The 21,060-nt window shown below is 56.7% G+C and carries 18 protein-coding genes; 11 read left to right on the top strand and 7 right to left on the bottom strand.

Annotation, left to right across the window (positions count from 1 at the left end):
• Window positions 1-26: 26 nt before the first annotated feature.
• Complete coding sequence (locus HPC62_RS08660) at window positions 27-4,241, top strand: tetratricopeptide repeat protein (protein ID WP_172354869.1); 4,215 nt, start codon at window positions 27-29, stop codon at window positions 4,239-4,241.
• Between the two features lie 65 nt (window positions 4,242-4,306).
• Here HPC62_RS08660 and HPC62_RS08655 read toward each other — a convergent pair whose 3' ends face one another.
• Together HPC62_RS08655 and HPC62_RS08650 are read right to left on the bottom strand one after the other, a co-directional pair.
• Window positions 4,307-5,782, bottom strand: coding sequence for a HetZ-related protein (locus tag HPC62_RS08655; RefSeq protein WP_225906759.1), 1,476 nt, complete (start codon window positions 5,780-5,782; stop codon window positions 4,307-4,309).
• A gap of 500 nt (window positions 5,783-6,282) precedes the next feature.
• The gene (locus HPC62_RS08650; RefSeq protein WP_172354867.1) at window positions 6,283-6,945 is read right to left on the bottom strand and encodes an L-threonylcarbamoyladenylate synthase; all 663 of its coding nucleotides are present in this window, start codon (window positions 6,943-6,945) and stop codon (window positions 6,283-6,285) included.
• A 1,135-nt stretch (window positions 6,946-8,080) separates the two neighbouring features.
• Here HPC62_RS08650 and HPC62_RS08645 point away from each other — a divergent pair.
• Complete coding sequence (locus tag HPC62_RS08645) at window positions 8,081-8,272, top strand: DUF2949 domain-containing protein (protein ID WP_068516276.1); 192 nt, start codon at window positions 8,081-8,083, stop codon at window positions 8,270-8,272.
• Between the two features lie 96 nt (window positions 8,273-8,368).
• On the opposite strand, the gene HPC62_RS08640 is transcribed toward HPC62_RS08645, so the two are convergent.
• From HPC62_RS08640 to murJ, 5 genes are all read right to left on the bottom strand, one after another.
• On the bottom strand, window positions 8,369-8,530 hold the full coding sequence (locus HPC62_RS08640) for a hypothetical protein (protein WP_172354865.1): 162 nt from the start codon (window positions 8,528-8,530) through the stop codon (window positions 8,369-8,371).
• Window positions 8,531-8,661: 131 nt separating this feature from the next.
• The gene (locus HPC62_RS08635) at window positions 8,662-9,618 is read right to left on the bottom strand and encodes an ABC transporter permease (protein WP_172354863.1); all 957 of its coding nucleotides are present in this window, start codon (window positions 9,616-9,618) and stop codon (window positions 8,662-8,664) included.
• A 3-nt stretch (window positions 9,619-9,621) separates the two neighbouring features.
• On the bottom strand, window positions 9,622-10,440 hold the full coding sequence (locus HPC62_RS08630; protein ID WP_172354861.1) for a 3'-5' exonuclease: 819 nt from the start codon (window positions 10,438-10,440) through the stop codon (window positions 9,622-9,624).
• Window positions 10,441-10,572: 132 nt separating this feature from the next.
• On the bottom strand, window positions 10,573-11,211 hold the full coding sequence (locus HPC62_RS08625) for a CatB-related O-acetyltransferase (RefSeq protein WP_172354859.1): 639 nt from the start codon (window positions 11,209-11,211) through the stop codon (window positions 10,573-10,575).
• Between the two features lie 40 nt (window positions 11,212-11,251).
• Entirely contained in the window at window positions 11,252-12,907 is a 1,656-nt protein-coding gene (gene murJ, locus HPC62_RS08620; protein ID WP_172354857.1) for a murein biosynthesis integral membrane protein MurJ, read from the bottom strand.
• Between the two features lie 332 nt (window positions 12,908-13,239).
• Here murJ and HPC62_RS08615 point away from each other — a divergent pair, with 332 nt between their 5' ends.
• The 9 genes from HPC62_RS08615 (at window position 13,240) to HPC62_RS08575 (ending at window position 20,986) form a co-directional block, all read left to right on the top strand.
• On the top strand, window positions 13,240-14,433 hold the full coding sequence (locus HPC62_RS08615) for a class I SAM-dependent methyltransferase (RefSeq protein WP_172354855.1): 1,194 nt from the start codon (window positions 13,240-13,242) through the stop codon (window positions 14,431-14,433).
• 213 nt (window positions 14,434-14,646) lie between these two features.
• Window positions 14,647-15,111: an ATP synthase subunit I gene (locus HPC62_RS08610; RefSeq protein ID WP_228721733.1), complete on the top strand. Its 465-nt coding sequence runs from the start codon at window positions 14,647-14,649 to the stop codon at window positions 15,109-15,111.
• A 48-nt stretch (window positions 15,112-15,159) separates the two neighbouring features.
• A complete protein-coding gene (atpB, locus tag HPC62_RS08605) occupies window positions 15,160-15,921 on the top strand; it encodes a F0F1 ATP synthase subunit A (protein WP_197673316.1) in 762 nt (253 codons plus the stop codon).
• 180 nt (window positions 15,922-16,101) lie between these two features.
• Window positions 16,102-16,347, top strand: coding sequence for an ATP synthase F0 subunit C (gene atpE / locus HPC62_RS08600; protein WP_172354853.1), 246 nt, complete (start codon window positions 16,102-16,104; stop codon window positions 16,345-16,347).
• A gap of 206 nt (window positions 16,348-16,553) precedes the next feature.
• A complete protein-coding gene (locus tag HPC62_RS08595) occupies window positions 16,554-17,030 on the top strand; it encodes a F0F1 ATP synthase subunit B' (protein ID WP_172354851.1) in 477 nt (158 codons plus the stop codon).
• A 133-nt stretch (window positions 17,031-17,163) separates the two neighbouring features.
• Window positions 17,164-17,718: a F0F1 ATP synthase subunit B gene (locus HPC62_RS08590; RefSeq protein WP_172354849.1), complete on the top strand. Its 555-nt coding sequence runs from the start codon at window positions 17,164-17,166 to the stop codon at window positions 17,716-17,718.
• 4 nt (window positions 17,719-17,722) lie between these two features.
• Window positions 17,723-18,280, top strand: a complete 558-nt coding sequence (gene atpH / locus HPC62_RS08585; RefSeq protein ID WP_172354847.1) for an ATP synthase F1 subunit delta — start codon at window positions 17,723-17,725, stop codon at window positions 18,278-18,280.
• Window positions 18,281-18,401: 121 nt separating this feature from the next.
• On the top strand, window positions 18,402-19,922 hold the full coding sequence (gene atpA, locus HPC62_RS08580) for a F0F1 ATP synthase subunit alpha (RefSeq protein WP_172354845.1): 1,521 nt from the start codon (window positions 18,402-18,404) through the stop codon (window positions 19,920-19,922).
• Between the two features lie 113 nt (window positions 19,923-20,035).
• Window positions 20,036-20,986: a F0F1 ATP synthase subunit gamma gene (locus tag HPC62_RS08575; protein ID WP_172354843.1), complete on the top strand. Its 951-nt coding sequence runs from the start codon at window positions 20,036-20,038 to the stop codon at window positions 20,984-20,986.
• The last annotated feature ends 74 nt before the right edge of the window (window positions 20,987-21,060 follow it).

Below are 21,060 nucleotides of genomic sequence, written 5' to 3'. Positions count from 1 at the left end.
CGACGGGCTATGCAGGCAGCGACCTGTTGCCCACGCTGACCTACTGGCAAGGACGCACCCAGGAGCAAGCACAACTCCATGCCTGGCTCAAGGATGCTGCGATTCCGCTGGTTGGTGTTTATGGGCTGGGGGGCTTTGGCAAGTCCACCCTGGCGGCGCGGGTGTATGAAGACAGCCGTCAGTTTGTCGGGAAGTTTTGGGCAGATTTGAGCCAGACGCTCGGTTTTCCGGATGTGGCTCGACGCGCCCTGTTTGCCTGGGGAATGCCCGCCGAGCAGGTGGCGGAGATTGAGGAAATTCGCCTTGGGGCAGCGCTGGTGCAGCAGCTTGGCCGTGGGGCGTATCTGCTGGTGCTGGATAATTTGGAAAGCGTGTTGACGGAGAGCGACGAGTGGCAGAGCGTCACCTATCGACAGTTTTTTGAGCTGCTGCTGAGGACGGCGGGAGCCAGCAAGGTGCTGCTGACCAGTCGCAACCGCCCGCCCAGCCTGCCGGCCCGCTGGCTGCCGCTAACGGAAGGGTTGACCCCGGAAGAAGGGGCAGCACTGCTCCGGCAAAAGGGCGTGTTGGGCGGGGATGAAGAACTGCAATCGGTTTCGCGGCGCGTGGGGGGCTATCCGCTGTCGCTGGTGCTGATTGCGGGGTGGCTGCTGGCGGAGGAGGCTGCTGACCCCCAGGTGCGCTATTTGCCCGGTGATTTGTGGGCGCTGGAGGGGCCCTATCAGGGGGAACGGCAGCTCAGCGTGGAGCAGGTGTTTGGCTGGAGCGCGGGGCGGCTAGAGGAGCGCCTGCGGCAGATGCTTTGGCCGCTCAGCATTTTGCGGCAGCCCTTTGATGCCACCACGGCCGCCGTCGTGGCTGGGGTAGACCCTCCCCAAGCCGAGGCAGACCTGGGCCAGCTTGAGCGCCGATCGCTGCTGCAACGGCTGCCTGCTGCTGGCCGCGAAGGACCGCGACTCTTTCGCTGGCAGCCCCAGGTGCGAGAACTGGCCCAGCGCCGGGCCGGCGACCAGTCCACTGCTCATGGGCGAGCCGTGAGCCACTTTGCCGAGCGGGTGCAACCTTTGCAGCAGATGAGGGGCCAAGAGAATCTGCGGCAGGCAGAAACCGATCTGCTGCAAGACTATTTGGAGGTGTTTCATCATCTCTGCGAACTGGGGCAGTATGGCATGGCGCTGGACTGGCTGACGAGAGAAACGCAGCCAGGGGAGCAGTATAGCCAATGTGATTTTTGGATGCAGCTTTCGGGCTATGACGACCTGCGAGAGGCCTTGTATCGCCGTTTGGTGGAGGAGTGGCGGCCCCAGGAAGAAGAGCGCGGGAGCTATGGCTATGTTCAGGAAAAGCTGGCCGATGTGCTGCAATTTCTCAAACAATGTGATGCGGCGATCGCCTTGTATGACGAAGCGATCGCCACCTATCAGCAGGTGGGCGCTCGATTGGGCTATGCCAATGCGCTAAAAGCCAAAGCCGATGTGCTGCAATTTCTCGACCAACGGGAAGCGGCGATCGCCTTGTATGACGAAGCGATCGCCACCTATCAGCAGGTGGGCGATCGCTTGGGCTATGCCAATGCGCTAAAAGCCAAAGCCGATGTGCTGCAATTTCTCGACCAACGGGAAGCGGCGATCGCCCTCTATGACGAAGCGATCGCCACCTATCAGCAAGTGGGCGATCGCTTGGGCTATGCCAATGCGCTACAAGCCAAAGCCGATGTGCTGCAATTTCTCAAACAATGTGATGCGGCGATCGCCTTGTATGACGAAGCCATTGCCACCTGTCAGCAAGTGGGCGATCGCTTGGGCTATGCCAATGCGCTAAAAGCCAAAGCCGATGTGCTGCAATTTCTCAAACAATGTGATGCGGCGATCGCCTTGTATGACGAAGCCATTGCCACCTATCAGCAGGTGGGCGCTCGCTTGGGCTATGCCAATGCGCTACAAGCCAAAGCCGATGTGCTGCAATTTCTCAAACAATGTGATGCGGCGATCGCCTTGTATGACGAAGCCATTGCCACCTATCAGCAGGTGGGCGATCGCTTGGGCTATGCCAATGCGCTACAAGCCAAAGCCGATGTGCTGCAATTTCTCGACCAACGGGAAGCGGCGATCGCCTTGTATGACGAAGCGATCGCCACCTATCAGCAGGTGGGCGCTCGATTGGGCTATGCCAATGCGCTACAAGCCAAAGCCGATGTGCTGCAATTTCTCGACCAACGGGAAGCGGCGATCGCCTTGTATGACGAAGCGATCGCCACCTATCAGCAGGTGGGCGATCGCTTGGGCTATGCCAATGCGCTAAAAGCCAAAGCCGATGTGCTGCAATTTCTCGACCAACGGGAAGCGGCGATCGCCCTCTATGACGAAGCGATCGCCACCTATCAGCAAGTGGGCGATCGCTTGGGCTATGCCAATGCGCTACAAGCCAAAGCCGATGTGCTGCAATTTCTCGACCAACGGGAAGCGGCGATCGCCTTGTATGACGAAGCCATTGCCACCTGTCAGCAAGTGGGCGATCGCTTGGGCTATGCCAATGCGCTAAAAGCCAAAGCCGATGTGCTGCAATTTCTCAAACAATGTGATGCGGCGATCGCCTTGTATGACGAAGCCATTGCCACCTATCAGCAGGTGGGCGCTCGCTTGGGCTATGCCAATGCGCTAAATGCCAAAGCCGATGTGCTGAAATTTCTCAAACAATGTGATGCGGCGATCGCCTTGTATGACGAAGCGATCGCCACCTATCAGCAGGTGGGCGCTCGCTTGGGCTATGCCAATGCGCTACAAGCCAAAGCCGATGTGCTGCAATTTCTCGACCAACGGGAAGCGGCGATCGCCTTGTATGACGAAGCGATCGCCACCTATCAGCAGGTGGGCGCTCGATTGGGCTATGCCAATGCGCTAAGAGCCAAAGCCGATGTGCTGCAATTTCTCGACCAACGGGAAGCGGCGATCGCCTTGTATGACGAAGCGATCGCCACCTATCAGCAGGTGGGCGCTCGATTGGGCTATGCCAATGCGCTAAGAGCCAAAGCCGATGTGCTGCAATTTCTCAAACAATGTGATGCGGCGATCGCCCTCTATGACGAAGCGATCGCCACCTGTCAGCAAGTGGGCGATCGATTGGGCTATGCCAATGCGCTAAGAGCCAAAGCCGATGTGCTGCAATTTCTCGACCAACGGGAAGCGGCGATCGCCCTCTATGACGAAGCCATTGCCACCTATCAGCAGGTGGGCGATCGATTGGGCTATGCCAATGCGCTAAAAGCCAAAGCCGATGTGCTGCAATTTCTCGACCAACGGGAAGCGGCGATCGCCTTGTATGACGAAGCGATCGCCACCTATCAGCAGGTGGGCGCTCGATTGGGCTATGCCAATGCGCTAAAAGCCAAAGCCGATGTGCTGCAATTTCTCAAACAATGTGATGCGGCGATCGCCTTGTATGACGAAGCGATCGCCACCTGTCAGCAAGTGGGCGATCGATTGGGCTATGCCAATGCGCTAAGAGCCAAAGCCGATGTGCTGCAATTTCTCGACCAACGGGAAGCGGCGATCGCCCTCTATGACGAAGCCATTGCCACCTATCAGCAGGTGGGCGCTCGATTGGGCTATGCCAATGCGCTAAAAGCCAAAGCCGATGTGCTGCAATTTCTCGACCAACGGGAAGCGGCGATCGCCTTGTATGACGAAGCGATCGCCACCTATGAGCAAGTGGGCGCTCGATTGGGCTATGCCAATGCGCTAAAAGCCAAAGCCGATGTGCTGCAATTTCTCGACCAACGGGAAGCGGCGATCGCCTTGTATGACGAAGCGATCGCCACCTATGAGCAAGTGGGCGCTCGATTGGGCTATGCCAATGCGCTAAAAGCCAAAGCCGATGTGCTGCAATTTCTCAAACAATGTGATGCGGCGATCGCCCTCTATGACGAAGCCATTGCCACCTATCAGCAGGTGGGCGCTCGATTGGGCTATGCCAATGCGCTGTGCAGTCGCGCTGGTCTGCTGGAGGATACATCGGCTGCGCTGGAGGCATTTTTGCAGGCACAGCAAATTTATATTGATATTAATCATCCCTACAGCCAGGCCCGCAACTTGATTTTGTACATTTCGTCGGCCCAGGCGGCGCTAGGCCAAGTAGATGCGGCCCTGGAGTCGCTCCAGCAGGCCGCAGAGATTGGCCAGGCGATTGGCGTAGACATCCTTGTGCAATTTGCACAACAGCGAATGGCGGAGTTGCGGGGTTGAGATTTTGGATTTTGGATTTTGGAATTGGCGCGAGATGCCCCAGCAAACCTGGACGGCCGATGCTCTCACTGATTCCGAAACTGCCACGCGGCCTCTAGCACCTGCACCCAGCGCTTTTGCACCTGCTTGGGCGTGCAGCGGAGGGACTGGGCGATGGCCGGGTCGGATTCCCGCTGCATTTTTAGCCGCAAGAGCTGGCGCTGGTCGGCGGTGAGCTGGGCCTGAAACGCCTCCCACTGGTGCTGGGGCATTCCCAGGTTTTGATCCAGATCGGCACCGAGCCACTGGTGGACGAGTTGCCAGCGGTGAGAGCGCGAGAACTTTTCGACGTGATACTTAAACCGCTGCTGCAAATAGTCTCGCTGGCGGGGCGACAGGCCCAGGATTTCGTCGATTTCGGGGGCGGTGAGATCCTGCATTTTTAGGATGAGGTAGTCGATGCAGTCCTGCTGCTTTTGGGATTCTAGGTATTGCACCAGTTCTGCCACGACGCGATCGCGCAGGACGGAATCTGATGGGTCGAGCGCTTCGGACACCATCTGTTCTCGCACCTGCTGCACCACGGGCGATCGGCTGTGGATGTCGGCTTCGTCGCCCCGCGCCGATTCTACTGCCAGATCCAGGTCCACAGAGGTTTCGGCGGGCTGGCGACGGGCAAACCCCTGGGCCCGCAGCACGATTAGCTGCTGGTTTCGGCGGCCGGGCAGGTTGATGCGGCGCTTGGCATATTGCTCCATAAAGGCCATGTATTCCGCCAGTTCTAGCCGGGTCTGGGGGCTATAGTCTTCGGGCAAAAAGTTCTCTTTGCGGAAGGCCTTTAGCACTTCGATGTAGAAGATTTGCATGAAGTCTTCGATCATCTCGTAGCGGGCCTGGAAGCCAAGCTGGGCGCGGCTGCGCGTGATGTGGCGATAGACGATGGCGCTGAGGTGGCTATGCAGTTCCACACGACCGCGCCGCGACCCCAGCCGATAGTAGGTGAGGCACTTTTGCAGGCGGTGTTGGGCCAGCGTCCACTGCCAGGTTTCGACCTGTCCTGAAGACTGGATGCGATCGCTCTTGGAGCAGATCCGCTCGACCTCGGCCACGATCCGCCGGATCACCGCGTCGGCGCTGGTGGGCCGCTTGTCCAGTGCGGATTCCAATTCGTGCAACAGCCGCTCCACAAGCTGGAGGTTCTGAATTTCGGGCGGCTGGGCGGGTGGGAGGGCTGCGTCGTCTGCGTCTGTCGAGGCGAGGGAATGGGCGGGGGAATGGGCGGGGGAATGGGCGGGGGCGATCGCCAACGATTCTGTATCCACCTCCGCCATCAGATCGACGGAATCCAGCATCGGAGCGGAATCCAGCCCAGCCGCAAACAAAGAATCCACAGAATCCGTCGCTTCCGAACGATCTGGCGAAAATGCCGCAGACGGTGACGCAGTGTGCGTATCGTGGGGACTGGGTTGATTGAAGTCGGCAGAGGCGACCGGAGCATGAAAACCAGAAGCCGTAGACGCAGGCGTAGCACAAGTGGGGAAGTTGGCGGGTTCGAGATTCATGACGGTGTTGGTGATGCACGGGTTGGTAGAGCAACTGCTGGAGGGCGCGGAGAACACTGCAAGCCAGTTTTGGCCGCTTTATTCCACCCAACTCAGCAGTCATAATCAGGTCTACACGCTCCCCCGGAGGGAGTACGGCTTCGTCCGGATGGGGCTATGTCACTTTTTATGCTGGTCTCTTGGGGCAAGACCCAGAGCGGGGTTCACCCGTGTTCACCAAACCGCTGAATTTTGCAGGAACTCCAGACGAATCGGGCAGACGACGGGCGGGTAGCTGTCCCTGAGGGAATCGAAGAAAAGGGGGTGCCAGTTGACCGGGTGGCTAAATTTTGGTTTAGTCCTGATCGGGCAAATGAATCGGGCGAATGAATCGGGCGTGTGATCGGGGTCGGGGTCTTTGCAAAAAGCGGGCTTTCCGAAAGCGCCTGCGCTGCAAAGGGGGCGGCGCGACTCTCAGACCTATGGCAAGGGGCCCAAGCGAGCGTGGCTCAGGCGGGGGGCTATTCCGATTCTGGTTCTCCCACCAGCCCGGCAACCGCCTCTACTCCTAGACCCTTTCGCAAGAGAATAGGTTCCTCCCCTGTTAGATCCAGCATGGTAGACACCTGATATCCCACGCGAGAATCGTCGTCGATGATGAGATCCACCAGCTTATCAAAGCGGTCGAACAGTTCAGGTTTAGAAATGTGACCGGGGGACGTGCGCGATTGCGAATCAAACGCTGTGGTTGCAGAGGTAGAAATAATCGGGTTGCCCAGCGTCGTCAGCACTGCCTGACAGACCGTGTGATCGGGGACGCGGATGCCCGTTGTCTTGCGCTTGGGGTCCATCACCAGCCGAGGCACAAGCTTGGTGGCGGGCAGCAAAAAGGTGTAGGGGCCGGGAATCAGCCGCTTGATCAGCCGATAGGCCGCATCGCTGACGTAGGCGTAGCTGGCGATGTTCGACAGGGACGAGCAAAGAAAGGTTAAGGGTTTGTCGCTCGAAAGCTGCTTGATTTTGCGGACGCGCTCGATGGCCGATTTGGAGTTGAGGTCGCAGCCGATTGCGTAGACTGTATCGGTGGGATAGAGCAGCACAGCCCCGTCCTGAAGCGCATCACAGACCTGATCGACCTTGCGCTTTTGGGGAGTTTCAGGATGGATGCTGTAGACGATTGCCATGCAGGTGTTTTGTAAAGGGTTGCAGCGTGCGGATCGAGCCTGGATTGAGCCTGGATTGAGCCTAACCACCTACCTCCGTGGAACTACGGACGCGGCTGCTTCATCCGCCAGCCAGGGCATCAAACTATCGTACTCTTGCGGACGGTGAATCGTGGGATGGGGGTTTTTAATTCAGTACGAGATGAATTTCTCCTGATTTTTGGGTAACTGGGCGATCGCCCGCCAAAGTTTGGAGTATCCTGGTAAATCCTGCACTCTTTTTGAGCAACACGGCACAACCGGGGGCGTTTGGCTTGGGTGGCTCGATTGAGGTTTGCCTCAAAAAGGTTGTAGAGGATGTTTGAAAAGTCCTACTGTTTGTAGCAAAGCGTGCAAGATCCCCCTAAATCCCCCTTAAAAAGGGGGACTTTAAGGCGGTTTCCCCCCTTTTTAAGGGGGGGCGGGGGGATCTCTGAGTGCTTAACATTACAGGCGATACCTTTTCAAACACCCTCTTACAGACAAAGGTTTTACGCAAATCAGGTTTTATGCACCAAAGTTTTACGCAAAACCCCCTGGGGAACCTACCGACTCCAAATTTCATCTGAGTCACTCAACCTGCAAGCATCGAGCCGCAAGCTTCGAGCTGCAAGCATCGAGCCGACTAGATCCAAGGGCTGATTTCATCGCGTCGGATTCAAGAGGTTTGATGGGTGTATCCCACTTTTGTAACCCTCACCCTAAATCCCTCTCCTAAAGCGGGAGAGGGACTTCCAAATCCGGCCCCCCTTTTCCCCAAGAGGGAGAGGGGGATGGGGGATGAGGGCAAACTTGTAGAACTGGGATGCGCCCGGTTTGATGAAGAAAAGCTAAAGCCTTTGCAGCGGATCGTAATCCCGTCGGCGAGTGCTGATAACAGTAGTAAGCTGGCAGGCTGATGGCTGTGGCAGGGCTGGGCAGGTGAAAAGACGAAGGGAAGATTGCCGGGATCTGCATTGATTCAGTCCTCTACCCGACCTACCATTCTCGTTAAATCAACGAATTCTTCAAATCCGCAAGCCACAAATCTGCAAACCGCAAATCTGCAAATCTACAAACCACAAAAAACCACAAATCTGTAAACAAACCCAAACAACCCCAAGGAGGTGAACCCACGATGACCCCGCTGACCTATGCAAGGCTAATCAAGTTCTTGCGCGAAGAGCTATCGGTGCCAGATGCGTCGATTGCGATCGCCCAGAAACACCTGGAGCATGACCCGGGCCCGCTGCCGATGATCCTGTGGCAATACGGCCTGGTGACGCTGGAACAGCTTGACCGCATTTATGACTGGCTCGAAACCGCCTGACTGCTGCCTGCGGCGCTTGGAGCGGCCACTGGAAGCGGTCACTTGAAGTGACCACTAGAAGCGACCACTGGAAGCGACCACTGGAAGCGACCAAACTTAGGGCTGCTGCAAGATTTGCCGACATTCCTCCAGGGTCGTTGGGCGGTTGATCGTACTGCCAATCCACGATCCAAAAAACAGCATTAGCAGGATGACTAGCACGATTGGGCTGGGATCGCCCCATCCATCAGGATTGCCGGGTGGCTCAATTTTGCTCATGGCGATCGCCTCAAAGAACTTTTCACACTGAAATTTTCACACTGAACCGTTAACGCGGCATGAGGTGTACCGGAGTCCGTGAATCCCCCATCCCCTCGTTCCCCCACTAGAATATCTTCTCCAACGCTCCGTCACCCCTGCACTCGCGGATCAAGCCAGCCGTATAGCAAATCTGCAACCAGGTTTAGCAGCACCACCAGGACGGAGAAAATAAAGGCGATCGCCATCACCACGGGCGTATCGCTGCGGGAAATCGACTCCACTAGCAGCGCCCCCATGCCCGGAACCCGAAAGACCTGTTCTACCACCAGCGATCCGGTAAACAGGCTAGGCAAATCCAGCGCCACCAGCGTCACTACAGGGATCAGCGCATTTCGCAGGGCGTGGGCTAAAACAATGCGCCGTTTGGATAGACCTTTGGCGTGGGCCGTGCGGATGTAGTGCTGCGGCAGTTCGTCGAGCAGGGCGGCCCGCACAAACCGCATCAGCACCGCCGTTTGAAACAATACCAGGGTCGCGACTGGCATCAGCGATTGCTTCAGTTGCAGCAGGAAGCTGTTCCAATCCCGCACGACCAGCGTGCTGTCGTAGATAAAGGGCAGCCACCGCCGCTGCACGCTGAACACGATAATCATCAGCAGGCTGGTGACAAAGGTGGGCAGCGAAAAGCCCATTAGCACCGCCGAAGTTAAGACCTGATCGGCGACGGAACCGCGCCGCAGGGCAGAGAAGACCCCCAGCGGCAGGGCGATCGCCACGGAAATGAGATACGACAATCCCGCGATCCACAGGGTCGTCGGCAGCCGCTGCAAAATTAGCCCGCTGACGGGGCTACGGCTGGTGAAGGAATAGCCCAGGTCGCCGCGCAGCAGTGCCCCTAGCCATTTCACGTAGCGGACGGGCAGGGGTTGGTCGAGGCCGAGCGATCGCCGGATGTTTTCCCGTACCTCTGCGGTGATGGCCGGATTGCTGGCAAATTCCGACATCGGATCGCCCGGAGCCACCGCCAAAATGGTGAAAATGACCAGGCTAATCGCCAGCAGCGTCAGCCCTAGCCCCAGCAGCCGCATCGCCACATAGCGAATCATCGCCTACTCTCCCAGCAGCGAAAGCTGAGCCGGGTTAGCCGCCTCTAGCGCTGCCGCCTGCGCCAGTTCTCCCACCGCCCGCTCTACGTCGCCCCGACGATAAAGCAGCGTGCTGCTGCGGCCCCGCGCCACCAATTTTCCCTCAATGCCCAAAGACATCAGCAGTTTGGCGGCTTTCTTTTGCCGCTGCCCCAGCAGTTGCGCCGCATATTTCAAGGGCATCACCTGACGCGCAAACCGGGCCAGCAGCACCGTATCCTCTTCATTGCAGAGTTCTGTCAGCAATCGTTCGGCTAGCAGCCAGCAGGCCAGGGTATCCGCCGCTGCCCGGTGCGACGTATCGATGGGAAATTGAAAATGCTGCACTAGTTTGGGCAGACTGCGCGAGGGCAGATCGGGCAGCATCAGCCGCGATAGCTCTACGGTGCAAAGCTGCATTCGCTCAGGGCGCATAAACTCCACGCCCAGCCGTCGATATTCCGCCTGCAAAAAGCCGTAGTCAAATTCCAGATTGTGGGCCGTCAGCACACCCGTTTGCAGCAGTGGCAAAAAGTCGGTCAGCGCTTCGGCTGCTGTGGGAGCCGTTGCCACCATTTCTGGCGTAATGCCTGTAATCCGCACAATCTTAGCAGGAATCAGCGCTTCCGGATTCAGCAGCGTAGACTGCTGCCGCTGCACTCCTTCCTTCAGGCTGGCGTGCAGCACCGATAGTTCTGTCATGCGATGCTTAAACGCCAGTCCGCCTGTTGTCTCCACATCCACCACCGTCAGCGGCTGTTGGCTTAGTTGGCGATAGTGCTGTAGCAGTTGGGGAGAGAGCATGGGTGGGGTGGGAGAGGGAGAGCAGAAACGACGCTTCCAAAAGCCTTCTGACTATCCTAATCCTTTCTCCAGCGGCTGCCGTCTAGAATCCCACACTCTACGACTTTCCCACTCATCAGACCGTCCTTCCTATTAGCCCTCCTGTGCGGCTTGTCGCAGCATGGCCAAGTCGCCGCCGCAGATAGCAGGCAGGTGGCGGGTAATTTTCTGGATGTCCCAGTCCCACCAGCGGATTTGCAGGAGTTCCTGGATCACTGCGTCGTCAAAGCGCTTGCGAATCAGGGCTGCGGGGTTGCCGCCAACGATGGCGTAGGGTTCCACGTTGCGCGTGACGACCGCACCCGTGGCGATAATGGCTCCGTCGCCCACCTGCACTCCCGGCATCAGCATCGCGCCGTAGCCGATCCACACGTCGTTGCCGATGATGGTGTCGCCTTTGTTGGGCCAGGAATCGGGCATGGCGTGTTCCCAGCCGTTGCCAAACACGGGAAAGGGATAGTTGGTGAACCAGTCGGTGCGGTGGTTGCCGCCGTTCATAATGAATTTGACATCCGAGGCGATGGAGCAAAACTTGCCGATGATGAGGCGATCGCCCTCAAAGTCGAAGTGATACAGCACATTGCGCTCAAAGTTCTCCGGTGTCTCAAAGTCGTCGTAGTAGGTGTAGTCGCCGACGATAATGTTGGGATTTTTGACGATATTTTTCAGAAACGCCAGCCGGGTCTGGCCGGGGATCGGGTAGCGGGTGTCGGGGGAAGGGCCGGAGGTCATTTTATCGCCTCAAACAATTGCGTCAAATTATCGCCTCAAATTATCGCCTCAAAAATCGCTGGCTTAACCGACTCACAAACGCATCCACCTCCGGCAGCCGTAGCCGCGTGGCAAACCACCCAAATACCAGCAGCCCTACGCCGCCTGCAAGACACAGATTCACTAGCAGCACGCCAAAGCCCTGGTTGCCGAGCCATTCCTCGCAGCCCTGAAGCACCGCCCACGCTACCCCGCCTGCCAGCCCGCTGCCCAGGGCCAGCAGCGCCGTCAGTCCGCCCCACTGACGCAGCGGCAGCCCTTGCAGGCGACGGTGCAAAATAGCCAGCATAATCAGCATCGAAATCAGGTTCACGCCGACAGTCGCCAGCACCAGCCCCACCGCGCCGTAGGGACGCACCAGCAAAAAGTCCAGCAGCGCATTTAGGAAGATATTGGCAATGCTAATGCGGAACGGCGTGAGGCTGTCTTCCAGGGCATAAAACACGCGCACCAGCACGTCGCGCCCCAGATACACAAACATGCCGACGGAATAGGCCATCAGCACGGTAGCGGTGAGCAGCGAGTCTTCGGGGCGGAAGGCATAGCGCTCGTAGACCACCCGCGAAATGGGGACAGCCAACACGATCATCAGGGCGCTGATGGGCAGCATGGTCAGAGCCGTGGTGATCAGTCCTTGACGGATGCGGAGCTTGAGGTCGGGCCAGTCTTGCGGTGCGGTGAGGCGAGAAAACACAGGCAGCAGCGGCACCAGGATGACGTTTGACAAAATGCCCAGCGGGGTCAGCGCCAGCAGCCCTGCATAGCCCATTGCCGAAACAGCCGCCGCCGCGTTGGGAATAAAGGACGCGAAAAACAAATCCGTCCATACGTTAATCTGCATCATGCCTGAAGAAAACGTCGCCGGGCCCATGACGTGGATCACCTCGCGCACGGCGGGATCGTTGAAGTTGAACCGGGGTCGCAGCGTGCCCAAGCCGGATTTCCACTGGGCGGGTAGCTGCACCAGCCATTGCAGCAGCGCCCCCGCTAGGGTAGACCAGGCCAGCACCGCGCCGCCCAGCATGGCGTATTGCGGATCGGTGATGCGATCGCCCAGATACCACGCCAGTCCCCCCAACCCCAGCAGCACCGTGACGCTGCTAAACAGCGGGCTGATGGACGGCAGCCAGTATTGATTGGCCGCATTCAACGCGCCAAAGCCGATGCCCACCAGCCCCGCCAGCACCGCCATCGGAGCCATAATCTTGAACTGCTGAATGGCAATGTCTCGCGTCTGCTGGAGCGTGGCATAGGTTTCCGGCGACATCCCCTCCCGCGCCGCATCGGCCGCCGAGAGAAACAGACCCGGAGCCACCAGGCTCATCATTGGCTCTGCAAACGCAATCAAGCCCACCGTCACCAGCAGCAAAATGCTGACCACCAGCGTCGTGATTCCTTCCACAATCGGCGCGACTTCTTCTTGCTTGCGCTTCGACAAGACGCTGACAATCGCACTGTGAAAGGGCCCGTTGATCCCGCCCAGCAAAATCAGCAAAAAGCCCGGAATTACATAGGCAAAGTTGAACGCGCCAAACACGGGGCCCGTGCCAAAAGCGGCGGCGATCGCCTGCTGGCGAAACAAGCCAAACACCTTGCTCAGCAGCGTAGCAATGGCAACAATTCCAGCGATTCCGGCAAGTGAGCGGGCTTTGGACACAGGTTTAGAGGGATTGGGGGTATTGGTTTACTTAAGAAAGCGAGGCAGAAAAAGGCTTGAACAGAAGAAGGTCAAGCCGCTCTTGCGCCTCTTCTCCCAAGTCAGGAGAAGCGATTGGGGAATGAGGGCAGATTGAAAGTTGCACATCGCGTAGAGAAGACAATCAAGACCTGGCTCCCGTCCCTCGCGCCGCGCTCTCTCCTTGTATCTTAAGAGGCAAGCGGTAACCCAATTCGCCTCATCCCCCAGTCTGCGGGTTCAAACGATTCCCACCCTCCCACACCCCCAACCCCCTATAATTCGGATTGCCCTTCCTATCCAATTCCTCTTCTATGTCCGATTCTCAGGCTGTGAGCGCGGCGGTTGCGCGGCTATATGACACCTATCCGTTTCCCCCAGAGCCGCTGCTGGATGAACCGCCACCGGGTTATAACTGGCGCTGGAACTGGCTAGCAGCCTACAGCTTTTGCACCGGACGCAGACCCGCACGGCAGGATATTCGGATTTTGGATGCAGGCTGTGGAACGGGCGTGGGGACGGAATATCTGGTGCATCTGAATCCGCAAGCGCAGGTGACGGGGATTGACCTGAGCGCGGGGGCGCTGTCGGTGGCGCAGGAGCGGTGTCGGCGATCTGGGGCCGATCGCGCTACCTTTCACCACCTGAGTTTGTACGATGCGGATCAGCTACCGGGTGAGTTTGACCTGATTAACTGCGTCGGCGTGCTGCACCACCTGCCTGACCCGATTCGCGGGATTCAGGCGTTGGCGAAAAAGCTGGCTCCGGGTGGCATAATGCATATCTTTGTCTATGGGGAATTGGGACGCTGGGAAATTAAGCTGATGCAGCAGGCGATCGCCCTCCTTCAGCAAGATCGCCGGGGCGACTATACCGACGGCGTGCAGCTAGGGCGGGCCATCTTTGCCAGCCTGCCCAAAAACAACCGCCTAGTGCGGCGCGAACAGGAGCGCTGGTCGCTGGAAAACCAAAAAGACGAGTGCTTTGCCGATATGTACGTGCATCCGCAGGAAATCGACTACAACATCGACACCTTGTTTGAACTCATTGATGCATCGGGGCTGGAATTCTTGGGCTTCTCAAACCCTCGCGTGTGGGATCTGGAGCGACTGCTGGGCAAGTCGCCGGAGTTGATGCAGCGGGCCGAAGGTCTGGGCGATCGCCAGCGTTACCGCCTGATCGAACTGCTCGATCCCGACACCATCACCCACTACGAGTTCTTTTTGGGTCGGCCGCCGCTAGAGCGTTACAACTGGTCATCGGATGCCAGCCTGCTCAGCGCCATTCCCACCCTCAGCCCCTGCATCGACGGCTGGGATAGTCGCTGCGTGTTTAACTACGACTACCAGATCATCAACCTCAGCGAGGCCGAGTGGGGCTTTCTCAAGGCTTGTGAGAAGAATGACGGAAGGGCGATCGCCCAAATCCTGCAAGACCAGCCGTTGCCCCTAGACAGCGTTCGCAACCTCCAGCGCCAACAACTGCTGCTGCTAACCCCAGCAACTTAGACCCCAGGCTGCACCCCAGAATCTCAGTTGCAAAAGCCTTCTAAATTCTTTTCAAAGAATCCTGTTTAGAAAGTCCGTAGGAATTGAATGATTTTGAATCACCGTCATTAAGTATTGTTACCCTGCGATGATATGATTAGAGACGGTTCATCACTGCGTTGGCAATGATGCACTGATGACTCCAAAAGACCTATCTGGACTCGGTTCTCAATCGTGACCACGCCAGATCTCCCACCCGAAACCAATACGAACGCTCCGGCTGATCCTGCTGCTCCAGAGAGCAGCGACTCCTCTGCCGCCCTGTCAGCCCAGCCCGATGCATCCATGCAGGAATACTACAAGCTTCAGAACCATCTGCTGCTAACAACGCTTGTCATGGCTGCGGTCATTTTTAGTTCTGTGTGGGCAGTCTACTCTCTGAATATTGCTCTCAATTACCTGATTGGAGCGTGCACAGGTGTGGTTTACTTGAGAATGTTGGCTAGAAACGTTGAGCAGCTAGGCCGAGAAAAGGGACGAATTGGAAACACTCGTCTCGTTCTCTTGGTGGGTTTGATTCTGATTGCTTCTCGCTGGAATCAGCTTCAAATTATGCCTATTTTTTTAGGCTTCCTGACCTATAAAGCTGCGGTCATTCTCTATATGTTGCGGACATCTATCCTCCCCTCACAGGGATAGGTTTAGATATCCTAGCATCCCTCCAGTTAATTCGGGCAAGCCATTTTCATGGAAACGTTGCTTTCTCTTAACGTCTTCAATGCCTTTCCGCTTGCTGAGCTAGAAGTCGGCAAACACTTCTATTGGCAGTTAGGAAATCTAAAGCTGCATGGGCAGGTGTTCCTCACCTCGTGGTTTGTAATCGGCCTTTTGGTGCTGGTCACGTTCCTGGCAAGCCGTAATATTCAGCGCGTTCCCTCTGGGCTACAAAACCTAATGGAATACGGGCTAGAGTTCATTCGCGATCTGGCGAAAAACCAGATTGGTGAAAAGGAATATCGCCCCTGGGTTCCGTTTGTGGGCACGCTGTTTCTGTTCATCTTCGTGAGCAACTGGTCGGGTGCGCTGGTTCCCTGGAAGCTCTTTAAGCTGCCAGAGGGTGAACTGGGTGCGCCGACTGCCGATATCAACACCACGGTTGCGCTGGCGCTGCTGACCTCGCTGGCCTATTTCTACGCAGGGTTTAGCCGCAAGGGATTAGGCTATTTCGGCAACTACGTGCAGCCTGTGCCGTTTATGCTGCCGTTCAAGATTATTGAAGATTTCACCAAGCCGCTCTCCCTCAGCTTCCGACTTTTCGGAAACATCTTGGCGGATGAGCTGGTGGTGGGTGTGTTGGTTCTCCTGGTGCCGCTGTTTGTGCCGCTGCCCGTGATGGCGCTTGGCCTCTTTACGAGTGCAATTCAGGCGCTCATCTTTGCGACGCTGGCGGCAGCCTACATCGGCGAGGCAATGGAGGATCACCACGGTGAAGGGCATGAGGAGCACTAGCATCCTCAGTTGGGGTGTGTGAATTCCCCGTTCATGCGACTCGATTGCAGCAGTCGTCAGTGCAATCGACGGTCGTTGTGTGAGGTGTGCGATCGCCTTTACATGGGCTGATTTTGCAAGCCGGATCACGCATTTGCTGACGTGTTTCTCGTTCTGTAATTTTTAGGGAAGGAAAACATCATGGATCCGATTATTTCTGCTGCTTCGGTTGTGGCTGCTGCGCTGGCTGTAGGTCTGGCGGCGATTGGCCCTGGCATCGGTCAAGGGAATGCCGCTGGTCAGGCAGTTGAAGGGATTGCTCGTCAGCCCGAAGCAGAGGGCAAGATTCGCGGTACGCTGCTGCTGAGCTTGGCGTTTATGGAAGCGCTGACGATCTACGGTCTGGTGGTGGCGCTGGTGCTGCTGTTTGCTAACCCCTTTGCCTAAGAGATGGGCTGTGTGGCTGGGGTGCAGGGCATTTCAGCCACAGGCTTGCTTAGACTTGAGTGTTTTGGACTTGAGTGTATTGTTGTCGGGCGATCGCGCTTGAGTCAGGTATCCAACTTTGGGCAACGCTCCTCGACAGTGCTTTCGACGTTAGTGCAGATGGTTTGGTTAGTAGAACCCCAAAAAGTTAGTCGGGGCGAATGAATATGGTTTATTGGACATTCTTACTGGCTGAAGAGGGCGGCGGTGGTCTGTTTGACCTGGATGCCACACTGCCGCTGATGGCGCTTCAGTTTATGCTGCTGGTTGCAGTGCTCAACGTCACTTTTTACAAGCCGTTGGGAAAGGCACTGGATGACCGCGAGGGCTACATCCGCGCCAATCAGTCAGAGGCGAAGGAGCGTCTGGCAAAAGCAGAGGCGCTGGCTAAGCAGTATGAGACTGAGGCAGCCGAGGTTCGCCGTCAGTCGATCGCAATTGTCTCAGCGGCTGAGGCAGATGCTCAGAAGATCGCAGCTCAAAAGATTGCCGAAGCCCAGCAGATTGCTCAGGCTCAGCGAGAGCAAGCGCAAAAGGACTTAGACGCTCAAAAGGCTGCGGCATTGCAGTCTTTAGAGCAGCAGGTGGATGAATTGAGCCGTCAGATTTTGGAAAAGGTGACGGGTGGTGTTGCGCTTGGCTAGCGCTGACGGGGCAAGCCGCTAGGTCGCAGCGTTTTCTGGTGTTGTGCTAGTTGACGTTGCTCTTCGGTTGGCTTTCCAGAGACCTGTTTTGAACTCGTGAATCAATCAAAGACGCAGATTCGGGCATTCACAGATGGAGATACTAGGGAGTTTGTTGGCGATCGCCGCAACAGCGGGAGAAGCGGCTGAAGCGGCCGAAGAAGGCGGCTTCGGGCTGAATTTTGACCTGCTAGACACAAACCTGATTAACCTCGCCATCATCATTGGTGTCTTGGTATATTTTGGTCGCGGCTTTTTAGGGAAAACGCTGAGCGATCGGCGGGCGAAAATCGAAGCTTCGATCAAGGAAGCGGAGCAGCGCAAGCAGGAAGCCGCCGCTCTCCTGGCAGAGCAGCAGCAAAAGCTGGCACAGGCTCAAGAAGAAGCGGCTCGTATTCGCTCAGAAGCAGAAGCTCAGGCAGCCGCAGCGAGTGCCGCAATTCTAGAGCAGGCGACGCAGGATGTGGCTCGAATGCAGGCGGCGGCGGATCAGGATGTCGCCGCAGAAGAGCAGCGCGTTGTGAACGAACTGCGTCAGCGAGTGGCAGCGCTTGCGCTCCAGCAGGTCGAGGCAAGGTTGAAAGGCGGACTGAGCGAAAATGCCCAGCAGCAATTAATCGATCGCGGCATTGCGGCATTGGGAGGTTAGCGAAATGAGAGATTCAATTACAGCATCCGAAGTATCGGAGCCTTACGCACAGGCTTTGATGTCGCTTGCCAAATCCAGTGATTTGATTGACCGCTTTGGTGAAGATGTCGCATTCTTGCGATCGCTCCTGGCCGAATCAGAAGAACTTCAGCAAGTCTTGGCGAACCCGCTGATTAAGCCTGAGGCCAAGAAAGGCATTTTGCGCCAGCTTGCATCAGAGCAGGTTCATCCCTATACGCTCAACTTTCTGTTTCTGCTGGTGGATCGGGGTCGAATTCTGTTTCTAGACAACATTTGCAAGCAGTATCAGGCGCTCCTGCGCGAACTGAAGCAGGCCGTTCTGGCGGAGGTCAGTGCGCCTGTTGAATTGACCGAAGCCCAGCAAGAAGCGGTTCGCAACAAGGTCAAAGAGCTGACGGGTGCCCAGCAAGTTGATTTGGAAACTCGCATCAATCCTGATCTGATTGGTGGAGTCGTGATCAAGGTGGGTTCTCAAGTGTATGACACAAGCCTGCGGGGCCAACTGCGACGCATCGGACTGAAGCTAATGGGTTCTAGCTAGGAAGCACCCCCGGACAACTGGCTGCCTTTACTGGTTCCCCTTGATCCATAAAGAATCTATTACTTTCATCCCGACGGGTATTACAACCTGATCCCCCACCGTTCAACTGGAGAAAAACGCAATGGTAGCAATTAGACCAGACGAAATTAGCAGCATTATTCGCCAGCAAATCGAGCAATATGACCAGCAAGTTAAGGTTTCCAACGTGGGAACCGTGCTGCAGGTCGGCGACGGAATTGCCCGTGTCTATGGATTAGAGAACGTTATGGCCAGCGAACTGCTGGAATTTGAAGACGGCACGATTGGTCTGGCGCTGAACCTGGAAGAAGACAGTGTGGGTGCTGTGCTGATGGGCGAAGGTCTGAATATTCAGGAGGGCAGCACTGTACGCTCGACGGGTCGAGTCGCCTCGATTCCTGTTGGGGAAGCCTATCTGGGTCGTGTGGTCGATGCGCTGGCACGTCCGATTGACGGTAAGGGGGAGATTGCCGCGACTGATTCTCGCCTGCTGGAATCTCCTGCACCCGGTATTGTGCAACGGAAATCGGTGTACGAGCCGATGCAGACCGGGATTACGGCGATCGATGCTATGATTCCAATTGGTCGTGGTCAGCGTGAGCTAATCATTGGTGACCGTCAGACGGGCAAGACCGCTGTTGCGCTGGACACCATCCTGAACCAGAAAGGCGGGGATGTGATCTGCGTTTACGTTGCGGTGGGACAGAAAGCCTCGACGGTGGCTCAGGTAGTGGATGCACTCCAGTCTCGTGGCGCATTGGAATACACCATCGTTGTCGCAGCAAACGCCAGTGATCCTGCGCCGCTGCAATACCTGGCTCCCTACACGGGCGCAACCCTGGCAGAGTATTTCATGTACAAAGGCAAGCATACGCTGGTGGTGTATGACGACCTTTCCAAGCAAGCTCAGGCATACCGCCAGATGTCGCTGCTGTTGCGTCGTCCGCCCGGACGGGAAGCCTACCCTGGCGATGTGTTTTATCTCCACTCACGCCTGCTAGAGCGGGCTGCAAAGCTCAGCCCTGAACTGGGTGAGGGCAGCATGACGGCGCTGCCAATCGTGGAAACCCAGGCGGGCGACGTGTCGGCCTATATTCCAACGAACGTCATTTCGATTACGGACGGACAAATCTTCCTGTCTTCTGATCTGTTCAACTCAGGTCTGCGTCCGGCGGTGAACGCAGGTATTTCGGTGTCTCGCGTGGGATCTGCGGCACAGACCAAGGCGATGAAGAAAGTCGCAGGTAAGGTGAAGCTGGAACTGGCTCAGTTTGCTGAACTGGAAGCCTTTACTCAGTTTGCGTCTGACCTAGACAAGGCGACCCAGGATCAGCTAGCGCGGGGTCAGCGCCTGCGGGAGCTGCTGAAGCAGCCACAGTATTCGCCGCTGTCGGTGGCGGAGCAGGTGGCTGTGATTTACTCCGGGATTAACGGCTATCTGGATGATATTCCGGTGGAAAAGGTAACTGCGTTCACCAAGGGACTGCGCGACTATTTAAAGACCAGCAAGGCCAAGTACATCGAAATCGTCCAGGGGCAAAAGGTGCTGACAGATGAGGCAGAAGGACTGTTGAAAGAGGCGATCGCCGAATACAAGCAAACCTTCCTGGCAGGACTGAAGTAGGGATAGGGTGTCAGGGGCCAGGTCTTAGGAATCAGCATGGGTTTGTATTTCTAATGCCTGCCTCTTCCCTCTAACCGCTTCGACTCCTAACCCTTAATTCCTAACTCCTAACTATGGCAAACCTGAAGGCAATTCGCGATCGCATCCAGTCGGTCAAGAATACCAAGAAAATTACAGAGGCAATGCGCCTAGTGGCTTCTGCAAAAGTCCGCCGCGCCCAGGAGCAGGTGATTGCGACTCGCCCTTTTGCCGATCGTCTGGCGCAGGTGCTATACGGCTTGCAAGCGCGGATGCAGTTTGAAGATGTCGATCTGCCGCTGCTGAAGTCGCGGGAGGTGCAGACCGTTGGGCTGCTGGTGATTTCGGGCGATCGCGGTTTGTGTGGCGGCTACAACAGCAACATCATCAAACGGGCAGAAGCGCGATCCCGCGAGCTACAGGCCGAGGGTCTAAACTATCGCTTTGTATTGGTTGGACGGAAAGCGCTGCAATACTTCCAGCGCCGCAACCAGCCCATCGATGCCAGCTTTTCCGGGCTAGAGCAAATCCCAACGGCTGCGGAAGCGGCAAAGATTTCTGATGAGGTGCTGTCGCTGTTCCTGTCGGAAACCGTGGATCGGGTCGAGCTAATCTATACCAAGTTTGTGTCGTTGGTCAGTTCTCGCCCGGTGATTCAGACGCTACTGCCGCTTGACCCGCAGGGACTGGAAACACCAGATGACGAAATCTTCCGGCTGACGACTCGATGCGGCGAGTTTGCGGTGGAGCGGGAAAAAGTCGCTACGCCAGATGTACGGTCTTTCCCCCAAGACATGATCTTTGAGCAAGATCCAGTGCAGATTTTGAACGCGCTGCTGCCGCTCTATCTCAATAACCAGCTTTTGCGGGCGCTGCAAGAGTCCGCCGCCAGCGAACTGGCCGCCCGGATGACTGCTATGAACAACGCCAGTGACAACGCCAGCGAACTGATGAAGACACTGACACTGACTTATAACAAGGCGCGTCAGGCCGCGATCACCCAGGAAATTCTTGAGGTGGTGGCAGGTGCAAACGCCTTGCAGTAGCTGTGAGCAGTAGTTGCAAGTAGTAAGCCAAAAAATAACAGCAGTTTTCCGTGAGCGCACACCTTTACACGCTC

This window comes from Thermoleptolyngbya sichuanensis A183 (genome assembly GCF_013177315.1).
GTDB lineage: Bacteria > Cyanobacteriota > Cyanobacteriia > Elainellales > Elainellaceae > Thermoleptolyngbya > Thermoleptolyngbya sichuanensis.
Note: the sequence above shows the minus strand (reverse complement) of the source record. Positions and strands in the feature narration are given on the sequence as shown.